The organism is Pantoea sp. X-Soil-ISGK-355 (assembly GCF_059730805.1).
Genome location: NZ_AP035971.1, coordinates 4,025,672 through 4,041,845 on the forward strand (window position 1 = coordinate 4,025,672; position 16,174 = coordinate 4,041,845).

Annotated in this window: 14 protein-coding genes; 7 read left to right on the forward strand and 7 right to left on the reverse strand. The window is 56.6% G+C overall.

The genetic code is table 11. From position 1 onward, the window contains the following. From rbsK to AC6I8J_RS18620, 6 genes are all read right to left on the reverse strand, one after another. Entirely contained in the window at positions 1 to 930 is a 930-nt protein-coding gene (gene rbsK, locus AC6I8J_RS18595; RefSeq protein ID WP_253420530.1) for a ribokinase, read from the reverse strand. Positions 931 to 992: 62 nt separating this feature from the next. Next, positions 993 to 1,868: a ribose ABC transporter substrate-binding protein RbsB gene (rbsB, locus tag AC6I8J_RS18600; RefSeq protein WP_098051971.1), complete on the reverse strand. Its 876-nt coding sequence runs from the start codon at positions 1,866 to 1,868 to the stop codon at positions 993 to 995. A gap of 25 nt (positions 1,869 to 1,893) precedes the next feature. Continuing rightward, on the reverse strand, positions 1,894 to 2,865 hold the full coding sequence (gene rbsC, locus AC6I8J_RS18605) for a ribose ABC transporter permease (RefSeq protein WP_161733336.1): 972 nt from the start codon (positions 2,863 to 2,865) through the stop codon (positions 1,894 to 1,896). Continuing rightward, positions 2,862 to 4,370, reverse strand: coding sequence for a ribose ABC transporter ATP-binding protein RbsA (rbsA, locus tag AC6I8J_RS18610; RefSeq protein WP_161733334.1), 1,509 nt, complete (start codon positions 4,368 to 4,370; stop codon positions 2,862 to 2,864). The genes rbsC and rbsA overlap by 4 nt, the downstream gene beginning before the upstream one ends. A 7-nt stretch (positions 4,371 to 4,377) precedes the next feature. Beyond that, the gene (gene rbsD, locus AC6I8J_RS18615; protein ID WP_161733332.1) at positions 4,378 to 4,797 is read right to left on the reverse strand and encodes a D-ribose pyranase; all 420 of its coding nucleotides are present in this window, start codon (positions 4,795 to 4,797) and stop codon (positions 4,378 to 4,380) included. A 182-nt stretch (positions 4,798 to 4,979) separates the two neighbouring features. After that, positions 4,980 to 5,387, reverse strand: coding sequence for a YgiW/YdeI family stress tolerance OB fold protein (locus AC6I8J_RS18620; protein WP_161733330.1), 408 nt, complete (start codon positions 5,385 to 5,387; stop codon positions 4,980 to 4,982). 162 nt (positions 5,388 to 5,549) lie between these two features. Between AC6I8J_RS18620 and qseB the strand changes: the two genes are divergently transcribed. After that, on the forward strand, positions 5,550 to 6,221 hold the full coding sequence (qseB, locus tag AC6I8J_RS18625) for a quorum sensing response regulator transcription factor QseB (protein WP_222924815.1): 672 nt from the start codon (positions 5,550 to 5,552) through the stop codon (positions 6,219 to 6,221). After that, positions 6,209 to 7,564 carry a quorum sensing histidine kinase QseC gene (qseC, locus tag AC6I8J_RS18630; protein ID WP_497825625.1) on the forward strand — a complete coding sequence of 452 codons (1,356 nt, stop codon included), beginning with the start codon at positions 6,209 to 6,211 and terminating at the stop codon, positions 7,562 to 7,564. Before qseB ends, qseC begins: the two co-directional genes overlap by 13 nt. 15 nt (positions 7,565 to 7,579) lie before the next feature. Here qseC and kup read toward each other — a convergent pair whose 3' ends face one another. Continuing rightward, positions 7,580 to 9,448, reverse strand: coding sequence for a low affinity potassium transporter Kup (gene kup, locus AC6I8J_RS18635; protein ID WP_013359553.1), 1,869 nt, complete (start codon positions 9,446 to 9,448; stop codon positions 7,580 to 7,582). A gap of 292 nt (positions 9,449 to 9,740) precedes the next feature. Here kup and ravA point away from each other — a divergent pair, with 292 nt between their 5' ends. The 5 genes from ravA (at position 9,741) to mioC (ending at position 16,066) form a co-directional block, all read left to right on the forward strand. Next, positions 9,741 to 11,237 (forward strand): ATPase RavA, encoded by a 1,497-nt coding sequence (gene ravA, locus AC6I8J_RS18640; RefSeq protein WP_253420552.1) that lies wholly within the window; start codon positions 9,741 to 9,743, stop codon positions 11,235 to 11,237. Further along, on the forward strand, positions 11,234 to 12,694 hold the full coding sequence (gene viaA / locus AC6I8J_RS18645) for an ATPase RavA stimulator ViaA (protein WP_285086941.1): 1,461 nt from the start codon (positions 11,234 to 11,236) through the stop codon (positions 12,692 to 12,694). The genes ravA and viaA overlap by 4 nt, the downstream gene beginning before the upstream one ends. Before the next feature lie 71 nt (positions 12,695 to 12,765). Then, positions 12,766 to 14,904 (forward strand): 5-histidylcysteine sulfoxide synthase, encoded by a 2,139-nt coding sequence (gene ovoA, locus AC6I8J_RS18650; protein WP_161733310.1) that lies wholly within the window; start codon positions 12,766 to 12,768, stop codon positions 14,902 to 14,904. 104 nt (positions 14,905 to 15,008) lie between these two features. Next, the gene (gene asnC, locus AC6I8J_RS18655; protein ID WP_003849496.1) at positions 15,009 to 15,470 is read left to right on the forward strand and encodes a transcriptional regulator AsnC; all 462 of its coding nucleotides are present in this window, start codon (positions 15,009 to 15,011) and stop codon (positions 15,468 to 15,470) included. A gap of 155 nt (positions 15,471 to 15,625) precedes the next feature. After that, positions 15,626 to 16,066 carry an FMN-binding protein MioC gene (gene mioC, locus AC6I8J_RS18660; RefSeq protein WP_161733308.1) on the forward strand — a complete coding sequence of 147 codons (441 nt, stop codon included), beginning with the start codon at positions 15,626 to 15,628 and terminating at the stop codon, positions 16,064 to 16,066. Positions 16,067 to 16,174: the final 108 nt, after the last annotated feature.

Below are 16,174 nucleotides of genomic sequence, written 5' to 3' on the forward strand. Positions count from 1 at the left end.
TTAACCCTGCTGCAGCAAAAATTCATCGATCTCCGCGCGCCACGGCACGGAGGGCTGTGCACCTGAACGCGTAACGGCAATCGCGGCGGCGGCATGGGCAAATCGCACCGCGTCATACATCGGCTTCTGTTCCAGTCTTGCGGTAATAAAGGCACCGTTAAAGGTGTCGCCTGCCGCAATGGTATCAATAGCTTTAACGCTGAAGCCTGCAATACGCTGACCGTCTCCCTGCTCGCTCAACCAGACACCGCGGCGACCCAGCGTAATCAGTACCGTGCCGATGCCTTTCGCATGCAGTGCTGCCGCCGCGCGGGCCGCATCTTCATCATTGTTAACCGCAATGCCGGTCAGACTCTCCGCTTCCGTTTCATTCGGAGTAATAATATCGATCAGCGCCAGCAACTCATCGGAGAGAGGGGTGGCAGGTGCCGGATTGAGAATAACCTGCGTCTGATGCTGTCGGGCAAATGTCGCGGCGGCCAGCACGCTCTCCAGCGGTGATTCCAGCTGCATTAAAAGTGCATCGGCACCGGCAATGACCGGCTGATGACGCGCCACGCAATCAGGCGTTAGCGCCGCGTTTGCACCGGAGTAGATGCCGATAGTGTTCTCACCGTCACCGTTGACGAAAATCATCGCCACACCGGTCGACTCGCCTTCAACCACTTCTACAGGCGTGGTATCAATATTGTCCTGTGTGAGCTGCTCACGAATACGTTCGCCAATGTCGTCAGCGCCCACACAGCCTATAAAGGCGATATCGGCACCCGCACGACCCGCGGCGACCGCCTGATTCGCGCCTTTACCGCCAAACGCAACCTGATAATTCTGCCCGATCACCGTTTCACCGGGACGAGGGAAGTGCGCCAGATTAAGGATGTGGTCAGCGTTAATGCTGCCAAGAACGGCCAGTTTTGCGTTTTTGCTCATTAGGGGAGTCCGGAATAAGTGCGCCACCGGGAGGGTGGCGCGGTGCCCTGCTTTTCTTTGAGTTATTGAGTGACCAGCTTCAGGTCGACCGGATTGATCGCCTTCACTTTTTCACCCTTCAGCACTTTATCAGCGGTGTCCACGCCGATCATGCCAATTTTGTCTGGCATCTGTGCCACGGTCGCAGACAGTTTGCCAGCTTCTACGGCTTTCACGCCATCAGCAGTGCCGTCAAAACCAACCACGATCACACCTGTTTTTCCGGCGGTCTGCAGCGCACGCAGTGCACCCAGCGCCATTTCGTCGTTCTGAGCGAATACCGCCTGAACATCCGGATGCGCCTGCAGCAGGTTCTGCATGACGTTCAGACCTTTGGTACGGTCAAAGTCAGCAGGCTGGCTGGCGAGGATCTGGAATTTATGCGCATCAGCGGCCTGTTTGAAGCCCTCGCCACGTTCGCGGGCAGCAGAGGTGCCGGCAATGCCCTGCAGCTCAATAATTTTGGCATTTTCGCCGACTTTTTTGGCGATAAAATCACCGGCCATTTTACCGCCGAAACGGTTATCGGAAGCGACGTGGCTGACCACGGTGCCCTGTGCCGCAACACGATCCAGCGTGATGACAGGAATGTTCGCCTGGTTAGCCATCTTGACTGCGTTACCTACGGCATCAGAGTCAGTCGGGTTGATCAGCAGTAGCTTAGTACCGCGAACGGTCAGATCCTGCACGTTCGCCAGCTCTTTAGCCGGGTTGTTCTGTGAATCCAGCACCACCAGGTTATAACCCAGTTTGTCCGCTTCTTTCTGAGCACCCTCTTTCAGAGAAACAAAGAACGGGTTGTTCAGGGTTGAAACCACCAGCGCGATGGTATCTTTTGCCATAGCGCTGGTACTGAGCGTTGCGCCGAGGATCATGGCCAGTGCGGTTAACTTTTTCATCTTATTATCCTGTGTAAGGTCAGAGTTATTTACTGCTTTTATTATCCACCAGCACCGCCAGCAGGATGACTACCGCTTTAACGATCATCTGGTAGTACGAAGAGACGCCCATCAGGTTCAGGCCGTTGTTCAGGAAGCCGAGGATCAGCGCGCCAATCAGGGTGCCGAAAATACGGCCTTTACCGCCAGCCAGACTGGTTCCGCCTAACACGACCGCAGCAATCGCATCCAGCTCATAGCCGGTACCCGCCGTCGGCTGTGCTGATGAGAGACGCGCCACTTCAATGGTGCCCGCCAGCGCCGCCAGCATGCCGCTCAGTGAATAGACGATGATTTTGACGCGATTCACATTGATGCCTGAGAGACGCGTTGCCGCTTCGTTACCGCCAAGCGCATAGATATAGCGACCCAGACGCGTGTGCTGCAGCATGTACCAGGCGGCGACAAAGACCAGCGCCATCAGCCAGACCGGCGCAGGGATACCCAGCGGGCGACCAATACCAAACCAGCCCAGCAGATCGGCATTGGCACTGAAGCCGGTGTTAATCGGGCTGCCGTCGGTGTAGACCATGGTGACACCGCGCAGCAGCAGCATCATGACTAGCGTGGCGATAAAGGCCTGAACCTTACCGCGCGCCACAATGGTGCCGGTCAGGGCACCGATTGCCGCACCCAGCGCCAGCGAAGCCGCTACCGCGACCAGTGCATTGACTTCCATGCCCACCAGCGATGCACCGACCGCACCGGTCAGGGCCAGCAGCGATCCCACAGAGAGGTCAATACCGGAAGTCAGGATCACCAGCGTCATCCCGACCGCCATAATGGCATTGACCGAGGTCTGCTGCAGAATGTTGAACAGGTTCGCCACGGTAAAGAAGTTCGGGCTCTGGCTGGCCACTACGGCAATCAGCACCACCAGCGCAATCAGCGACTTCTGTTCCAGTAGCCAGCTTTTGCTAAACCAGCGACGGCTGGCCGGTAAAGTTTGGGTCGTCATACCACTAAATCCTCGCTGTGTTGCTTGCCTACGGCGGCTGCCATCAGGCTCTCCTGAGTGGCGTCTTCTCGGGTAAATTCGCCGCTGATACGGCCTTCATGCATCACCAGAATCCTGTCGCTCATACCCAGCACTTCCGGCATTTCCGAGGAGACCAGGATGATGCTCAGCCCTTCGGCTTTAAACTGGTTAATCAGTTGGTAGATCTCTTTCTTCGCACCGACATCCACACCGCGGGTCGGCTCGTCCAGAATCAGCACGTTAGGGCGGGTCATCAGACCGCGGGCAATCGCCACTTTCTGCTGGTTGCCGCCTGAAAGCAGGCCAATCGGCTGCTCCATAGAAGGGGTTTTCACGTTGAACAGCCGGATAAAATCGCCTACCGCCAGCTGCTCTGCTGCATGTTTCAGCGTGCCGCTGCCGTGACTGAAATAGCCTAACGCCGTCAGCGACATGTTCTCTTTCACTGACATGCCCAGCACCAGACCATCACGCTTACGATCTTCCGAGATATAGACGATACCGTTAGCCAGTCCATCCTGTGGCGAACGCGTCACCACTTCCCGGCCATTGAGCCACATTGCGCCTTCACGACGCGGCAGGGCGCCGTAGAGCACCTTCATCAGTTCAGTACGGCCCGCGCCCATCAGGCCCGAAATGCCAAGGATTTCACCTTTGCGCAGACTGAAGCTGACGTTCTCCACGCCCGGCCCGCTGACGTTTTCCACTTTGAGCCGCACGTCGCCGGGCGCCTGATTAAGATGTGGATATTGATCCTCCAGCTTGCGTCCGACCATCATCTCGATCAGGCTCTCTTCGGTCAGCTCGCTGACCGGACGTTCAGCAATAAACTGACCGTCGCGGAATACGGTGACGTCATCGCAGATCTCAAAGATCTCTTTCATGCGATGCGAGATATAGACGATGCCGCAGCCCTGCGCTTTCAGTTCGTTGATCACCCGGAACAGCGACAGCGTTTCGGTATCCGTCAGCGCATCGGTCGGCTCATCCATGATGATGACCTGCGACTCAAAGCTCAGCACTTTGGCGATTTCGACCATCTGCTGATCGCCAATCGACAAATCGCCAACCAGCTTGTGGCTGTTGAAGCGCAGATTGAGCCTTTTAAGCAGCGCATCGGCTTCGGCATACATACGCGGCCACTGGATACGGCCAAAACGACCCACATATTCGCGACCAAGAAAAATATTTTCCGCCACGGTTAACTGAGGGATCAGGTTCAGCTCCTGATGGATGATGCCAATACCCGCTTCCTGAGACGCTTTCGGTCCACTGAAACGGGTCTCTTTACCGAGCCAGCGCAGCGTACCGGCATCATATTGATAGATCCCGGTCAGCACTTTCATCATGGTGGACTTGCCTGCGCCGTTCTCGCCCACCAGCGCCATCACGCGTCCTGCACGGACATTCAGCGACGCACCCTTCAGGGCTTTCACGCCCGGAAAGGATTTTTCAATGCCGTCGAGTTGCAGTAAAGGTTGCATAGCGGCCTCAGAAGGTCACACCGGCGCTGAGGATGACATTCGCAAATGGAGAGCACTCTCCGCTGCGAATGACCGCCTGACTACGCTGCGTTTGTTGTTTGAATTTTTCATGACTGGTGTAGCTGATGGTGATGCTATTCCCCTGGTGCTGTTGCAAGGCTTCGAGCACGGCGACGAGCGCGCTATGAAGGTGCGGATTATGCTGCTTAATCTCCTCCGCGATCAGGGCACTCTCTACCTGCATCTCCAGTGCGACAGCATTCACCACCTGCATAAAATCGGGCGTACCCGGCGTAAGCGCTAAGTCGATGCGTCGCGGTCCGGCCGGAATGGGCAAGCCAGCATCGGCAATCGTCAGCGTATCCGTGTGTCCCAGGCGGGCAATCACATGAGAGAGTTCTGCGTTTAAAAGGCGACCTTTTTTCATCTTTTCACTCCATAGCGAAACGTTTCGCTGTCTGAAGTGTATGAAAAGCCCCCATCAACTCAACCGGCAAAGAAGAAATCTGTGATCGCTATCGAAACGTTTCGCTCACGCGGGGAGAAATTTGCATTAAGGCGGGGAATGGGAGGAAAAAAGGGCCGCGAATGCGGCCCTGAAGTAAACGATTAAGGCAGTTTCTTAACCTGCTTAACGTCCATCTCAATGCTGTTGAAATCTTTGTCCAGTTCACCCGTCAGCTCAACGTTATCTTTGGGCGTGATCGTCTGGCCGTTCCAGTGCTTGTGGTCGATTTCGACCTTCATGGTGCCGGTCTGGTCGCGGAACAGATAATCTTCCTTGCCGATCTGTTTTTCCAGCTTGCCGCGCACGGTGATCCAGCTGTCATCTTTCATCTCTTCAGCCTGCTTCACGGTCACCACACTGGTGTTATCGGCACTGAAGCCGCCCTGACCGGATGCTGACGGCGTCTGTGCGGCCGGCGCACTGGGATCAACAAATCCGCCCTGCTGTGCAGCGAAAACCGGGGCGGAAGCCAGCATAACGACGGCCAGAATTGCAGCGTGCTTTTTCATGGTGTACCCCTTTCTCAGTGGTGTTTTCGGTTTGAATACGCCCAGTTGACCACAGAGTTCTTAACAGCTTCTTAAGCGTGAAAAATAAGCCATTTTCGCCGAAATCAGCTGTACAGGGAGGAAGTTGCTTCGTATAAAGCGCTATCAGAACAGGGAGACGTAATGCGTATTTTACTGATTGAAGACGATCGCTTAATTGGCGACGGTATCAAAGCGGGACTGAGTAAACTGGGCTTCAGCGTTGACTGGTTTACCTCTGGTGAGTCGGGCTTTAACGCGCTGGAGGCCGCGCCCTGGGATGCGGTGATTCTGGACCTTTCTCTGCCTGAGCGGGATGGGCTCGATATCCTGCGGCAGTGGCGGCAGCTGGGCAAAGATGTACCGGTACTGATACTGACTGCCCGCGATGCGCTCGATCAGCGGGTTGAAGGCCTGCAGATGGGAGCCGATGACTATCTGTGTAAACCCTTTGCCTTAACCGAAGTGGCCGCGCGCTTACAGGCGCTGATCCGCCGCCGTCATGGTCAACTGCAGCCCGAACTCCGTCACGGTAACGTGGTGCTGATCCCCGGCAGCCATAGCGTCATGCGCGATGGCGAAGCGATTGAGTTAAAAAGCCGTGAACTGGCGCTGCTGGAACTCTTTATGCGCAACCCAGGACGGGTGCTGACGCGCAGCCAGCTGGAAGAGAAGCTCTACAACTGGGATGCCGATGTCTCCAGCAATGCGGTAGAGGTCCACATTCATCATCTGCGTAAAAAACTGGGCAGCGCGTTTATCCGCACGCTGCACGGCGTCGGCTATACCCTGGGAGCCGCTGAATGCGATCAATGAGCCTGTTTCTGCGGCTGGGTATCGGTTTTGTGCTGCTGCTCGGGCTCTGCTGGGCCAGCGCCAGCCTGAGTGCCTGGCATCAGACCCGTGAAACCCTTGATGAGCTGTTTGATACCCAGCAGATGCTGCTGGCCAAGCGCCTGCTGACGCTTGATTTCTCTTCGCTGGATAACACCACGCTGCCCCGAACCAAAGCGATGCTGCGCCACCATCGTGGGGAGCAGGATGACGATGCCCTGGCCTTTGCTGTTTTTACCCGTGACGGCAGGCAGGTGATGAATGATGGCGATAATGGCCGCTATCTGCCGTTTGAGGCGGACTATCAGGGATTTCATGAGGGTCAGCTCACCAATGATGACGATCGCTGGCGGTTTGTCTGGCTGACCACGCCGGATCAGAAATTCCGGGTAGTCGTCGGTCAGGAGTCGGAATACCGCGACGACATGACGCAGGATCTGATGAAAGCCAGTATGCTGCCCTGGCTGATCGCACTGCCGTTTATGCTGCTGTTGCTCATCGGCCTGGTCTGGTCTGAACTGCGGCCATTGAAAACGCTGGCACAGCAGCTGGCGCAGCGCGCGCCCGATGACGATACGCCGCTGCAGGCAGACCGCGTGCCGAAAGAGGTACAGCCGCTGATGATTGCGCTTAATGGCCTTTTCAGCCGTATCAGCGCCATGATGCAGCGTGAACGGCGCTTTACCTCCGATGCCGCGCATGAGCTGCGCAGTCCGCTGGCCGCGCTGCAGGTGCAAAGCGAAGTGATCCAGCTGACTGCGGATGACGAAGTGATGCGAACCCATGCGCTGCAACAACTGGATGCCGGCATTGTCCGCGCCACGCGGCTGGTGGATCAACTGCTGACGCTCTCGCGGGTTGAAGCTGATGATGCACGCAACGCCTTCGAACCGGTGGCGCTGAAACGCACGGTGCAGGAGACACTCGCCGCACAATTGCCGCTGGCGGATAAAACCGGTGTCACGTTGCGGCTGCACGCTGAGGTCGATCCACAAATTCAGGGCCATCCGCTGTTGCTGTCGCTGCTGGTGCGGAATCTGCTGGATAACGCCATTCGCTATACGCCTGCGGGCAGCGAAGTCGATGTGCGACTGCAGGCAAACAGCCTGTCGGTGGAGGATAACGGCGAGGGTCTGAGTGCTGCCGACCTGCAACGGCTCGGTGAGCGTTTCTGGCGACCGCCAGGTCAGGAGAAGAGTGGGAGCGGGCTGGGATTATCGATAGTGCGTAATATTGCCCAACTGCACGGGATGCAGATTACGTTCAGCCAGCGACCCGGTGGCGGCTTGTGCGTCACGCTACGCTGGGCAGCGCCCACCCCGTAAGGCGGGCGCTGCCGATCAAATCTCGACCTGAGTGCCCAGCTCAATAACCCGGTTTGGCGGGATCTCAAACTGGTCTGGCGCACGGAGCGCATTGCGCTGCAGCGCCAGGAAGAGTTTGCCGCGCAGGCGCAGATACCACGGCCGCTTGCCGATGATCAGCGACTCATGCGACATAAAGAACGAGGTCTCCATCATGCGACAGTTGAGTCCTTCCAGCCCGCAACGATGGAAGATCTCCTCAACGTTTGGCGTTTCACGCCAGCCGTAGCTTGCCACCACCCGCCAGAAGGTCGGCGACAGCTGCTCAATAGTGACACGACGCACGTTGTGCACGTAAGGCGCATCTTCAGTGCGCAACGTCAACAGCACGACCCGCTCATGCAACACTTTGTTGTGCTTAAGGTTGTGCAGCATGGCAAACGGAATCACATTCAGGGCACGCGACATATAGACCGCTGTGCCCGGTACGCGAACCGGCGGCGATTTCTCCAGCGACGCGATCATTGCCTCCAGGGAGTTACCATGTTCGTGCATGCGGCGCAGCAGACGGAAACGTTCGCTTTTCCACGTCGTCATAATGATAAACATCACCAGGCCGAGACAGAGCGGCAGCCAGCCACCAGAGAAAATTTTCACCAAATTGGCGGTAAACAACGGCACGTCAATGCAAAGCATCAGCACCAGGATGACGGCGACCGCCAGCTTATTCCAGTGCCAGTTTTTAACCGCCACGGTGCAGGAGAGCATCGCCGTCAGCACCATAGTGCCGGTCACCGCAATACCGTAAGCCGCAGCCAGATTGCTTGAATGCTCAAAGCTGATAATCACAATCAGCACGGCGAAATAGAGCACCCAGTTGATCACCGGAATATAGATCTGGCCCGATTCGCGCTCAGAAGTGTGGATGATACGCATCCCCGGCAGATAGCCCAGTCGCACCGCCTGACGCGTCAGCGAGAAGACGCCAGAGATGACCGCCTGTGAAGCGATAACGGTGGCCAGCGTTGCCAGAATCAGCATCGGGATCAGCGCCCAGTCCGGGGCCAGCAGGAAGAAGGGGTTTTTAATTGCTTTAGGATCGCTGAGTAACAGCGCGCCCTGGCCAAAGTAGTTCAGCACCAGCGACGGCAGCACCACTGAGAACCAGGCCAGTCGAATCGGCACTTTACCAAAGTGACCCATATCGGCATAGAGCGCCTCAACCCCGGTAATCGCCAGCACGACTGCACCGAGGGCGAAGAACGAAACAGACTTATAGTGCAGGAAGAATTCAACCGCATAGGCAGGATTCAGCGCATGCAGCACGTCCGGGTTTCGCATGATGCCCATAACCCCCAGGATCGCCAGCACCAGAAACCAGACCAGCATTACCGGCGCGAAGAGTTTACCCACCATACCGGTGCCATGCTTCTGAATGGCAAACAGCAGCGTCAGTACGGCAATCGACATCGGCACAATAAAGGGATCCAGCGACGGCGCAGCAATCTCAAGGCCCTCAATGGCGGACATCACCGAAATGGCTGGCGTGATCACCACCTCTCCATAGAAGAAGCTGCCGCCAATCAGGCCCATGATCACCAGCACCGCCGTGGCGCGTGCACCGGTATGGCGGCCAGCCAGCGACATCAGGGTCAGTATTCCGCCTTCCCCGGCGTTGTCGGCGCGCATCACATAACTGATGTACTTCAGTGAGACCACCAGCACCAGCAGCCAGAAAATCAGCGACAGAAAGCCAAATACCGCTTCCCGCTCAACGCCGAAACCAAACTGTCCGGAGAGACATTCACGCAAGGTATACAGCGGACTGGTGCCGATATCCCCGTAAACAACACCAATAGCGGCCAGCGTTAATCCGCGAAGTGACTGCTTATTATCCGAGCTCATAGAGTTATCTTTTGTTGGAGTCTAAGAGGTGCAAAAACCCCTCGCTCAGGCCATCAAAAAGCGCACAGTATGCACGGTTTAACGAAAATTCCTATACCCGCTTCGCCTCGCGGTCAGGGTAACGGGGTCATTTCAAGACGATAAATTGTCATCCAGCACCACTTTTAAAACAGGCAAACCTTCTGAAACAAAAAAGCTGACAGCTATCAACGCTTTCACGCATGATGATCTATAGAGTAAGGCGCTTGCTTAAGCGCGGCGGCCCGACGATCGTAAGGACATTGATGTGATTATGGCTCAACCCCATCTTTTGGCAGAAAGAATTTCTCGCCTTAGCAATACGTTAGAAAAAGGATTATATGAACGGCACCATGCCATTCGCCTTTGCCTGCTGGCGGCGCTGAGCGGTGAAAGCGTGTTCCTGCTGGGACCGCCGGGCATCGCCAAGAGCCTGATTGCCCGCCGCCTTAAATATGCCTTTCAGCACGCCCGCGCCTTTGAATATCTGATGACCCGTTTCTCCACGCCGGAAGAGGTGTTTGGCCCGCTCTCCATTCAGGCACTGAAAGATGAAGGACGCTACCAGCGCCTCACTAAAGGGTATCTGCCCGACGCCGAGATTGTTTTTCTGGATGAGATCTGGAAAGCCGGTCCGGCGATTCTGAATACCCTGCTGACCGCTATCAATGAACGCCGTTTCCGCAATGGTGACAGCGAAGAGACCATCCCGATGCGGCTGCTGGTTACCGCTTCCAACGAACTGCCGGAAGCGGATAGCGGCCTTGAAGCGCTTTATGATCGAATGCTGATCCGCCTGTGGCTGGATAACGTGCATGAGAAGCAGAATTTTCGCAGCATGCTGACCCACCAGCAGGATGAACATACCAATCCCGTCGCGGAATCCCTGCGCATCAGTGATGAAGAGTATGCGCAGTGGCAGCTCGGCATCAGCCAGGTCAGCCTGCCCGATGCCGTCTTTGAGCTGATTTATCAGCTGCGTCAGCAACTGGAGAGCCAGCCTGCCGCACCTTATATTTCCGATCGTCGCTGGAAAAAAGCCATTCATCTGCTGCAGGCCAGCGCTTTCTACAGCGGTCGCAATACCATTGCCCCGATAGATCTGATCCTGCTGAAAGATTGCCTCTGGCACGACGTCGCGTCCATGCAGCTGCTGGAGCGAGAAATCGATCAGCTGATGACGCAGCATGCCTGGCAGCAGCAGCCGATGCTGCTGAAACTGCAGCAGATCAAAGCGCGTCGCCTGGCTCTGCAGCAACAGCAGAGCATCGCGCAGGCGATCACCCTGGAAAAACACAGCGGCATGTTCAGCCGCAAACCCCATTACGATCTGCCGGAAAGCTTTACCGATGAGCAACTGACGCTGATGCTGCAAAAGCCGCTGATGCTGCACGACATGCAGGTGACCCACCTGGTGATTGCGCGTGATGCCCTGAATCAGTGGCTACAGAAAGGCGGCGAGGTTCGCGGCAAGCTTAATGGGATTGGCTTTGCGCAAAGCCTGGATTTACAGGTGGATGCGCAGCACTGCCTGGCTATCCGTGATGTCAGCCTGCAATCGTCGCGTCTGACCCTGCCTGGCGTCAGCAACAGCGAGCCGTTGCCCGGTGAGATCACCGATGCGCTGGATGCGCTGGAGAGTGAACTGCGGTCACAGCGTCATCTGTTCAGCCAGCACCAGCGTTGCCTGTTTATCAGTGATGACTGGCTGGCGCGCATTGAAACCAGCCTGCAGGATGTGGCGGAACAGCTGAAACAGGCGCGTAAATGATCCCACTGGAGACGCTCAGCACACTGCTCTCAGTGGGTGAAACCGAACTGATTGAAGAGCTGATTATTGCCCTGCTGGCGTCTCCGCAGCTGGCGCTGTTTTTTGAAAAGTTTCCCGGGCTGAAAAAAGCGCTGTTGCGCGAGGTGCCACGCTGGCGAGCGGAGATCAACGCTGAGCTCAAAACCACACCGGTTCCGGCCACGCTGGCCGAAGAGTTTCAGCTGTTCCAGCGGGTGCAACTCCTCAGCGATCGTGAATTCAGCCACCAGCTGAATGCCACGCTTCAGGCGCTTGAAAGCCTGCCTTCCCCTTTTCTGGATGAAGCCAACCGGCTGCTGCAGCACACCGATACCAGCCATCTCAGCAGCGCGCAGCACCAGCTTTTTCTACAACGCTGGCGGCTCAGCCTGACCTTACAGACGCTGACGCTGAATCAGGATTTGCTGGAGCAGCAGCGCGAACGCCTGCTGGCGGAACTGCAGCAGCGCATGGCGCTGAGCGGTCAGCTGGCACCTATTCTCGGTGACGATGATGAAGCCGCCGCGGGCCGGCTGTGGGACATGAGCAAAGCGTCACTGCAGCCTGGTGACTATCAGCTGATGCTGCAATATGGCGACTTTCTGGCGCAGCAACCGGAGCTACTGAAGCTGGCCCAGCAACTGGGTCGCAGTCGCGAAGCAAAATCGGTGCCGTCAAAGGATGCCCCTATGGAAGCTTTTCATCATCTGGTGCAGGAGCCTGCCTCCGTGCCGGAGGAGGTCAGCGGCATTCATCAGAGCGATGACGTGCTGCGTCTGCTGCCACCGGAGTTAGCTGCGCTGAGTATCAGTGAACTGGAGCTGGAGTTTTACCGGCGGCTGGTAGAGAAACGGCTGCTGACCTACAAGCTGCAGGGCGATGCCTGGCATGAAAAGGTCACTATGCGTCCGGCCAGCCACCAGCAGCATGAAGAGCAGCCGCGCGGGCCGTTTATCGTCTGCGTCGATACCTCCGGTTCGATGGGGGGCTTCAACGAGCGCTGCGCCAAAGCATTCTGTCTGGCACTGCTGAAAGTTGCACTGGCCGATCGCCGTCGCTGCTACATCATGCTGTTTGCGCATGAGGTGATTGGTTATGAGCTGACCGGTGACGACGGACTGGAACAGGCGATTCGCTTTCTGAGCCAGCGTTTCCGTGGCGGCACCGATCTGGCCGCCTGCCTCTCTTCCGTTGTGACCCGAATGGAAGGCGCACTGTGGGAGGAAGCCGATGCGGTGATCGTTTCCGATTTTATTGCTCAGCGTCTGCCGGAAGAGGTGATCGGGACCATCAAAACGCGTCAGCGAAATAATCAGCAACGTTTTCACGCCGTGGCGATGTCGGCCCACGGGAAACCAGGCATTCTGCGCATCTTCGACCATATATGGCGTTTCGATACCGGCATGAAAAGCCGTCTGCTGCGTCACTGGCGGCGTTAAGTCATCGGGCAGAAATGCACATTTGCTATAGTGAATTACCGTTTCACTTACTCAGCAATCTGGAGCTCCCTGTGACGCTTGCTCAACCTCATCGCGATCTGCCTGCGCCGACGCGAACGCTACTGCTCTCCGGCCATAACATTGAACAAAAACGTGCCGAATTGCTGGCCTATTTTCAGCAGACCTGGGAACAGTATGAAAGTCTGTTTACCTGTCTGGCCGATCCCCAGGCCTGGTTTACCAAAGCCATTCCGCTGCGCCATCCTTTAATCTTCTATTTTGGCCACACCGCTACCTTCTACATCAATAAGCTGATGGCCGGACGCCTTATCGACGCGCGTCTGGACGATCGTATCGAAGCGATGATGGCGATTGGTGTGGATGAGATGAGCTGGGACGATCTCAACGACAGCCACTATGACTGGCCCACTGTTGAAGAAGTCCGCGAATACCGCGGGCGCGTTAAAGCGCTGGTCAGCGATCTGATCCAGACCCTGCCGCTGACTCTGCCGATCACCTGGGAGAGTCCGGCCTGGGTGATCCTGATGGGCATTGAGCATGAGCGTATTCATCTGGAAACGTCCAGCGTGCTCATCCGCCAGTTACCGGTTGAATGGGTCAGACCGCAGGCCGCATGGCCGGTCTGTCCGATGGCGCGCCACCAGCGCGAAGCTGTGCCGGCCAATGCCCTGCTGCCGATGCCAGGCGGCACCGTCACGCTGGGTAAAACCGACGATACCTACGGCTGGGATAATGAATATGGCCGTCAGCAGATCGCGCTGCAGCCGTTCAAGGCGAGCAAAATGCTGGTCAGCAACGCAGAATTTCTGGCGTTCGTTGAGGCGGGCGGTTATCAGGATGCCCGCTGGTGGGATGATGAAGGCTGGGGCTGGTGTCAGTTTGCCAAAGCGGAGATGCCCACCTTCTGGGTCGGCACGCCAGCGATGCCCGATCAGCTTAAACTGCGTCTGATGTGTGAAGAAGTGGCGATGCCGTGGGACTGGCCTGCCGAGGTCAATCAGCTTGAAGCGGCGGCCTTCTGCCGCTGGAAAGCGGAACAGACCGGCATGAGCGTTCAGCTCCCGTGTGAAGCGGAGTGGGCTCAGCTGCGCGAGCAGGTTGCGGGCGATCAGCCGGACTGGGAGCGGGCACCGGGCAACATTAACCTGGCGTACTGGGCGTCCTCTTCACCGGTCGATCTCTTCGCCCAGGGCGACTTCTTCGATATCGTCGGTAACGTCTGGCAGTGGACGACCACGCCGACCAACGGCTTTGAAGGTTTTAAAGTCCACCCGCTTTACGATGATTTCTCTACCCCGACCTTTGATGGCAAACATTCGCTGATCAAAGGCGGTAGCTGGATATCGACCGGCAACGAAGCGCTGAAATCGGCACGCTATGCGTTCCGCCGCCACTTCTTCCAGCATGCCGGTTTCCGCTACGTGGTTTCCAGCCATCAGGAAACCATGGCGCTGAACCCGTATGAATCTGACGCCATGGTGTCGCAATACCTCGACTTCCAGTATGGCCCGCGCTATTTCGGCGTGGATAACTATGCCGAAAGCCTGGTAAACCTCGCGCTGAACTACACCACGGCACGCGGCGAGGCACTGGATATTGGCTGTGCCACCGGACGCGCCAGTTTTGAACTGGCTCGCCACTTTGAACGTGTCACCGGCATGGACTACTCGGCGCGCTTCATTGATGTAGCGCTTCAGCTGGCCAGCGGCGAAGACTTCCGTTATCTCCTGCCACAGGAAGGCGATCTGGTGGAGTATCGCCAGGTTCGCCTGAAAGATTTCGCGCTGGAGAGCGAACTGGCGCAGCGGATTCAGTTTGTTCAGGGCGACGCCTGTAACCTGAAGCCACAGCCTGGCCGATACGATCTGGTGCTCGCCTCCAACCTGATTGATCGCCTGCGTCAGCCCGCGCGCTTCCTGCGGGATGTCACGCCGATGCTGCGTCAGGGCGGCATCCTACTGCTCTCATCGCCTTATACCTGGCTTGAAGATTTCACGCCGAAGGAGAACTGGCTGGGCGGCGTGCGTGAGAATGGTGAGGCACTGACGACGCTGCAGGCACTGCAACGTCTGCTGGCAGCCGACTTCGAGCTGGTCGATGATCCACAGGATAAACCCTTTGTGATCCGCGAAACGGCCCGCAAGTTCCAGCACACACTGGCGCAGGTTACCGTCTGGCGTAAACGCTAAGTGAACCGGCAGCGGCGTCCGTCGCTGCCGGTAGTTGCCTGAACCGTTATTTTGCTGCACATTCACCCTTGTTTACTTAAAGCAGACCAATAACGAGGATGGCCATGGCCGAACATCTGCAGCTCGATAACCTGGATCGCGGCATTCTGAATGCCCTGCTCGACAATGCGCGCACTGCTTACGCCGAGCTGGCAAAACAGTTTAACGTCAGCCCCGGCACCATTCATGTCCGCGTGGAGAAGATGAAGCAGGCGGGCATTATCCTGGGCACCCGGGTTGATATCGATCCGCGCCAGCTGGGGTTTGATGTCTGCTGTTTTATCGGCATTATCCTTAAAAGCGCGCGTGACTATCCGGCTGCGCTGAGCAAACTGGATGCGCTGGATGAAGTGGTTGAAGCCTGGTACACCACCGGCCACTACAGCATCTTTATTAAGGTGATGTGCCGATCCATTGATGCCCTGCAACAGGTGCTGATCAACAAGATCCAGACCATCGATGAAATTCAGTCGACGGAAACGCTGATCTCGTTGCAAAACCCCATCATGCGCACTATCAAGCCCTGATCCTTCTCCGCCTTGTGCATAATCTTATCCCTGACGAATGTGGCGGCTGGCAACGGCTGCGTTCGCTTCTCTTAATCTATTAACCCTGTTGTCCACAGGTGGATCACCGCTTGATCACAGCGTACAATGCTCGCCTTAATGTCCGGGAGAGCAAGATGGCCGATATCACCTTAATCAGTGGCAGTACTCTGGGTAGCGCAGAGTATGTGGCTGAACATCTGGAAGAAAAATTACAGGAAGCAGGTTTCTCAACGCAGATGCTGCATGGCCCGGAGCTGGATGAAGTGCCACATGAGGGTATCTGGCTGGTGGTCTGTTCAACTCATGGTGCAGGCGATATTCCCGATAACCTGCTGCCGCTGTTCGAAGCCATCCGTGACAGCCAGCCCGATCTCTCTCAGGTTCGTTTTGGGGCAATAGGCCTCGGCAATCATGAATATGATCTCTTTTGTGGTGCGATCCGCCAGATTGAAGCACAGCTGATTGCTCTGGGAGCCCAGCAGATCGGCGATCGTCTGGAGATTGACGTGCTGGAGCATGAGATCCCTGAAGATCCGGCGGAAGCCTGGCTGGAAAGCTGGAAAAAGGCGATCTGAAGGGGGCTGGGGATCGCGAAATAGTGATGATCCCCAGTGGAAGATGCTGATTTTATCCTTTTCTGCTCGTTTATTTTGTGGATAACTACCCTCTTTTACTGCGTATAA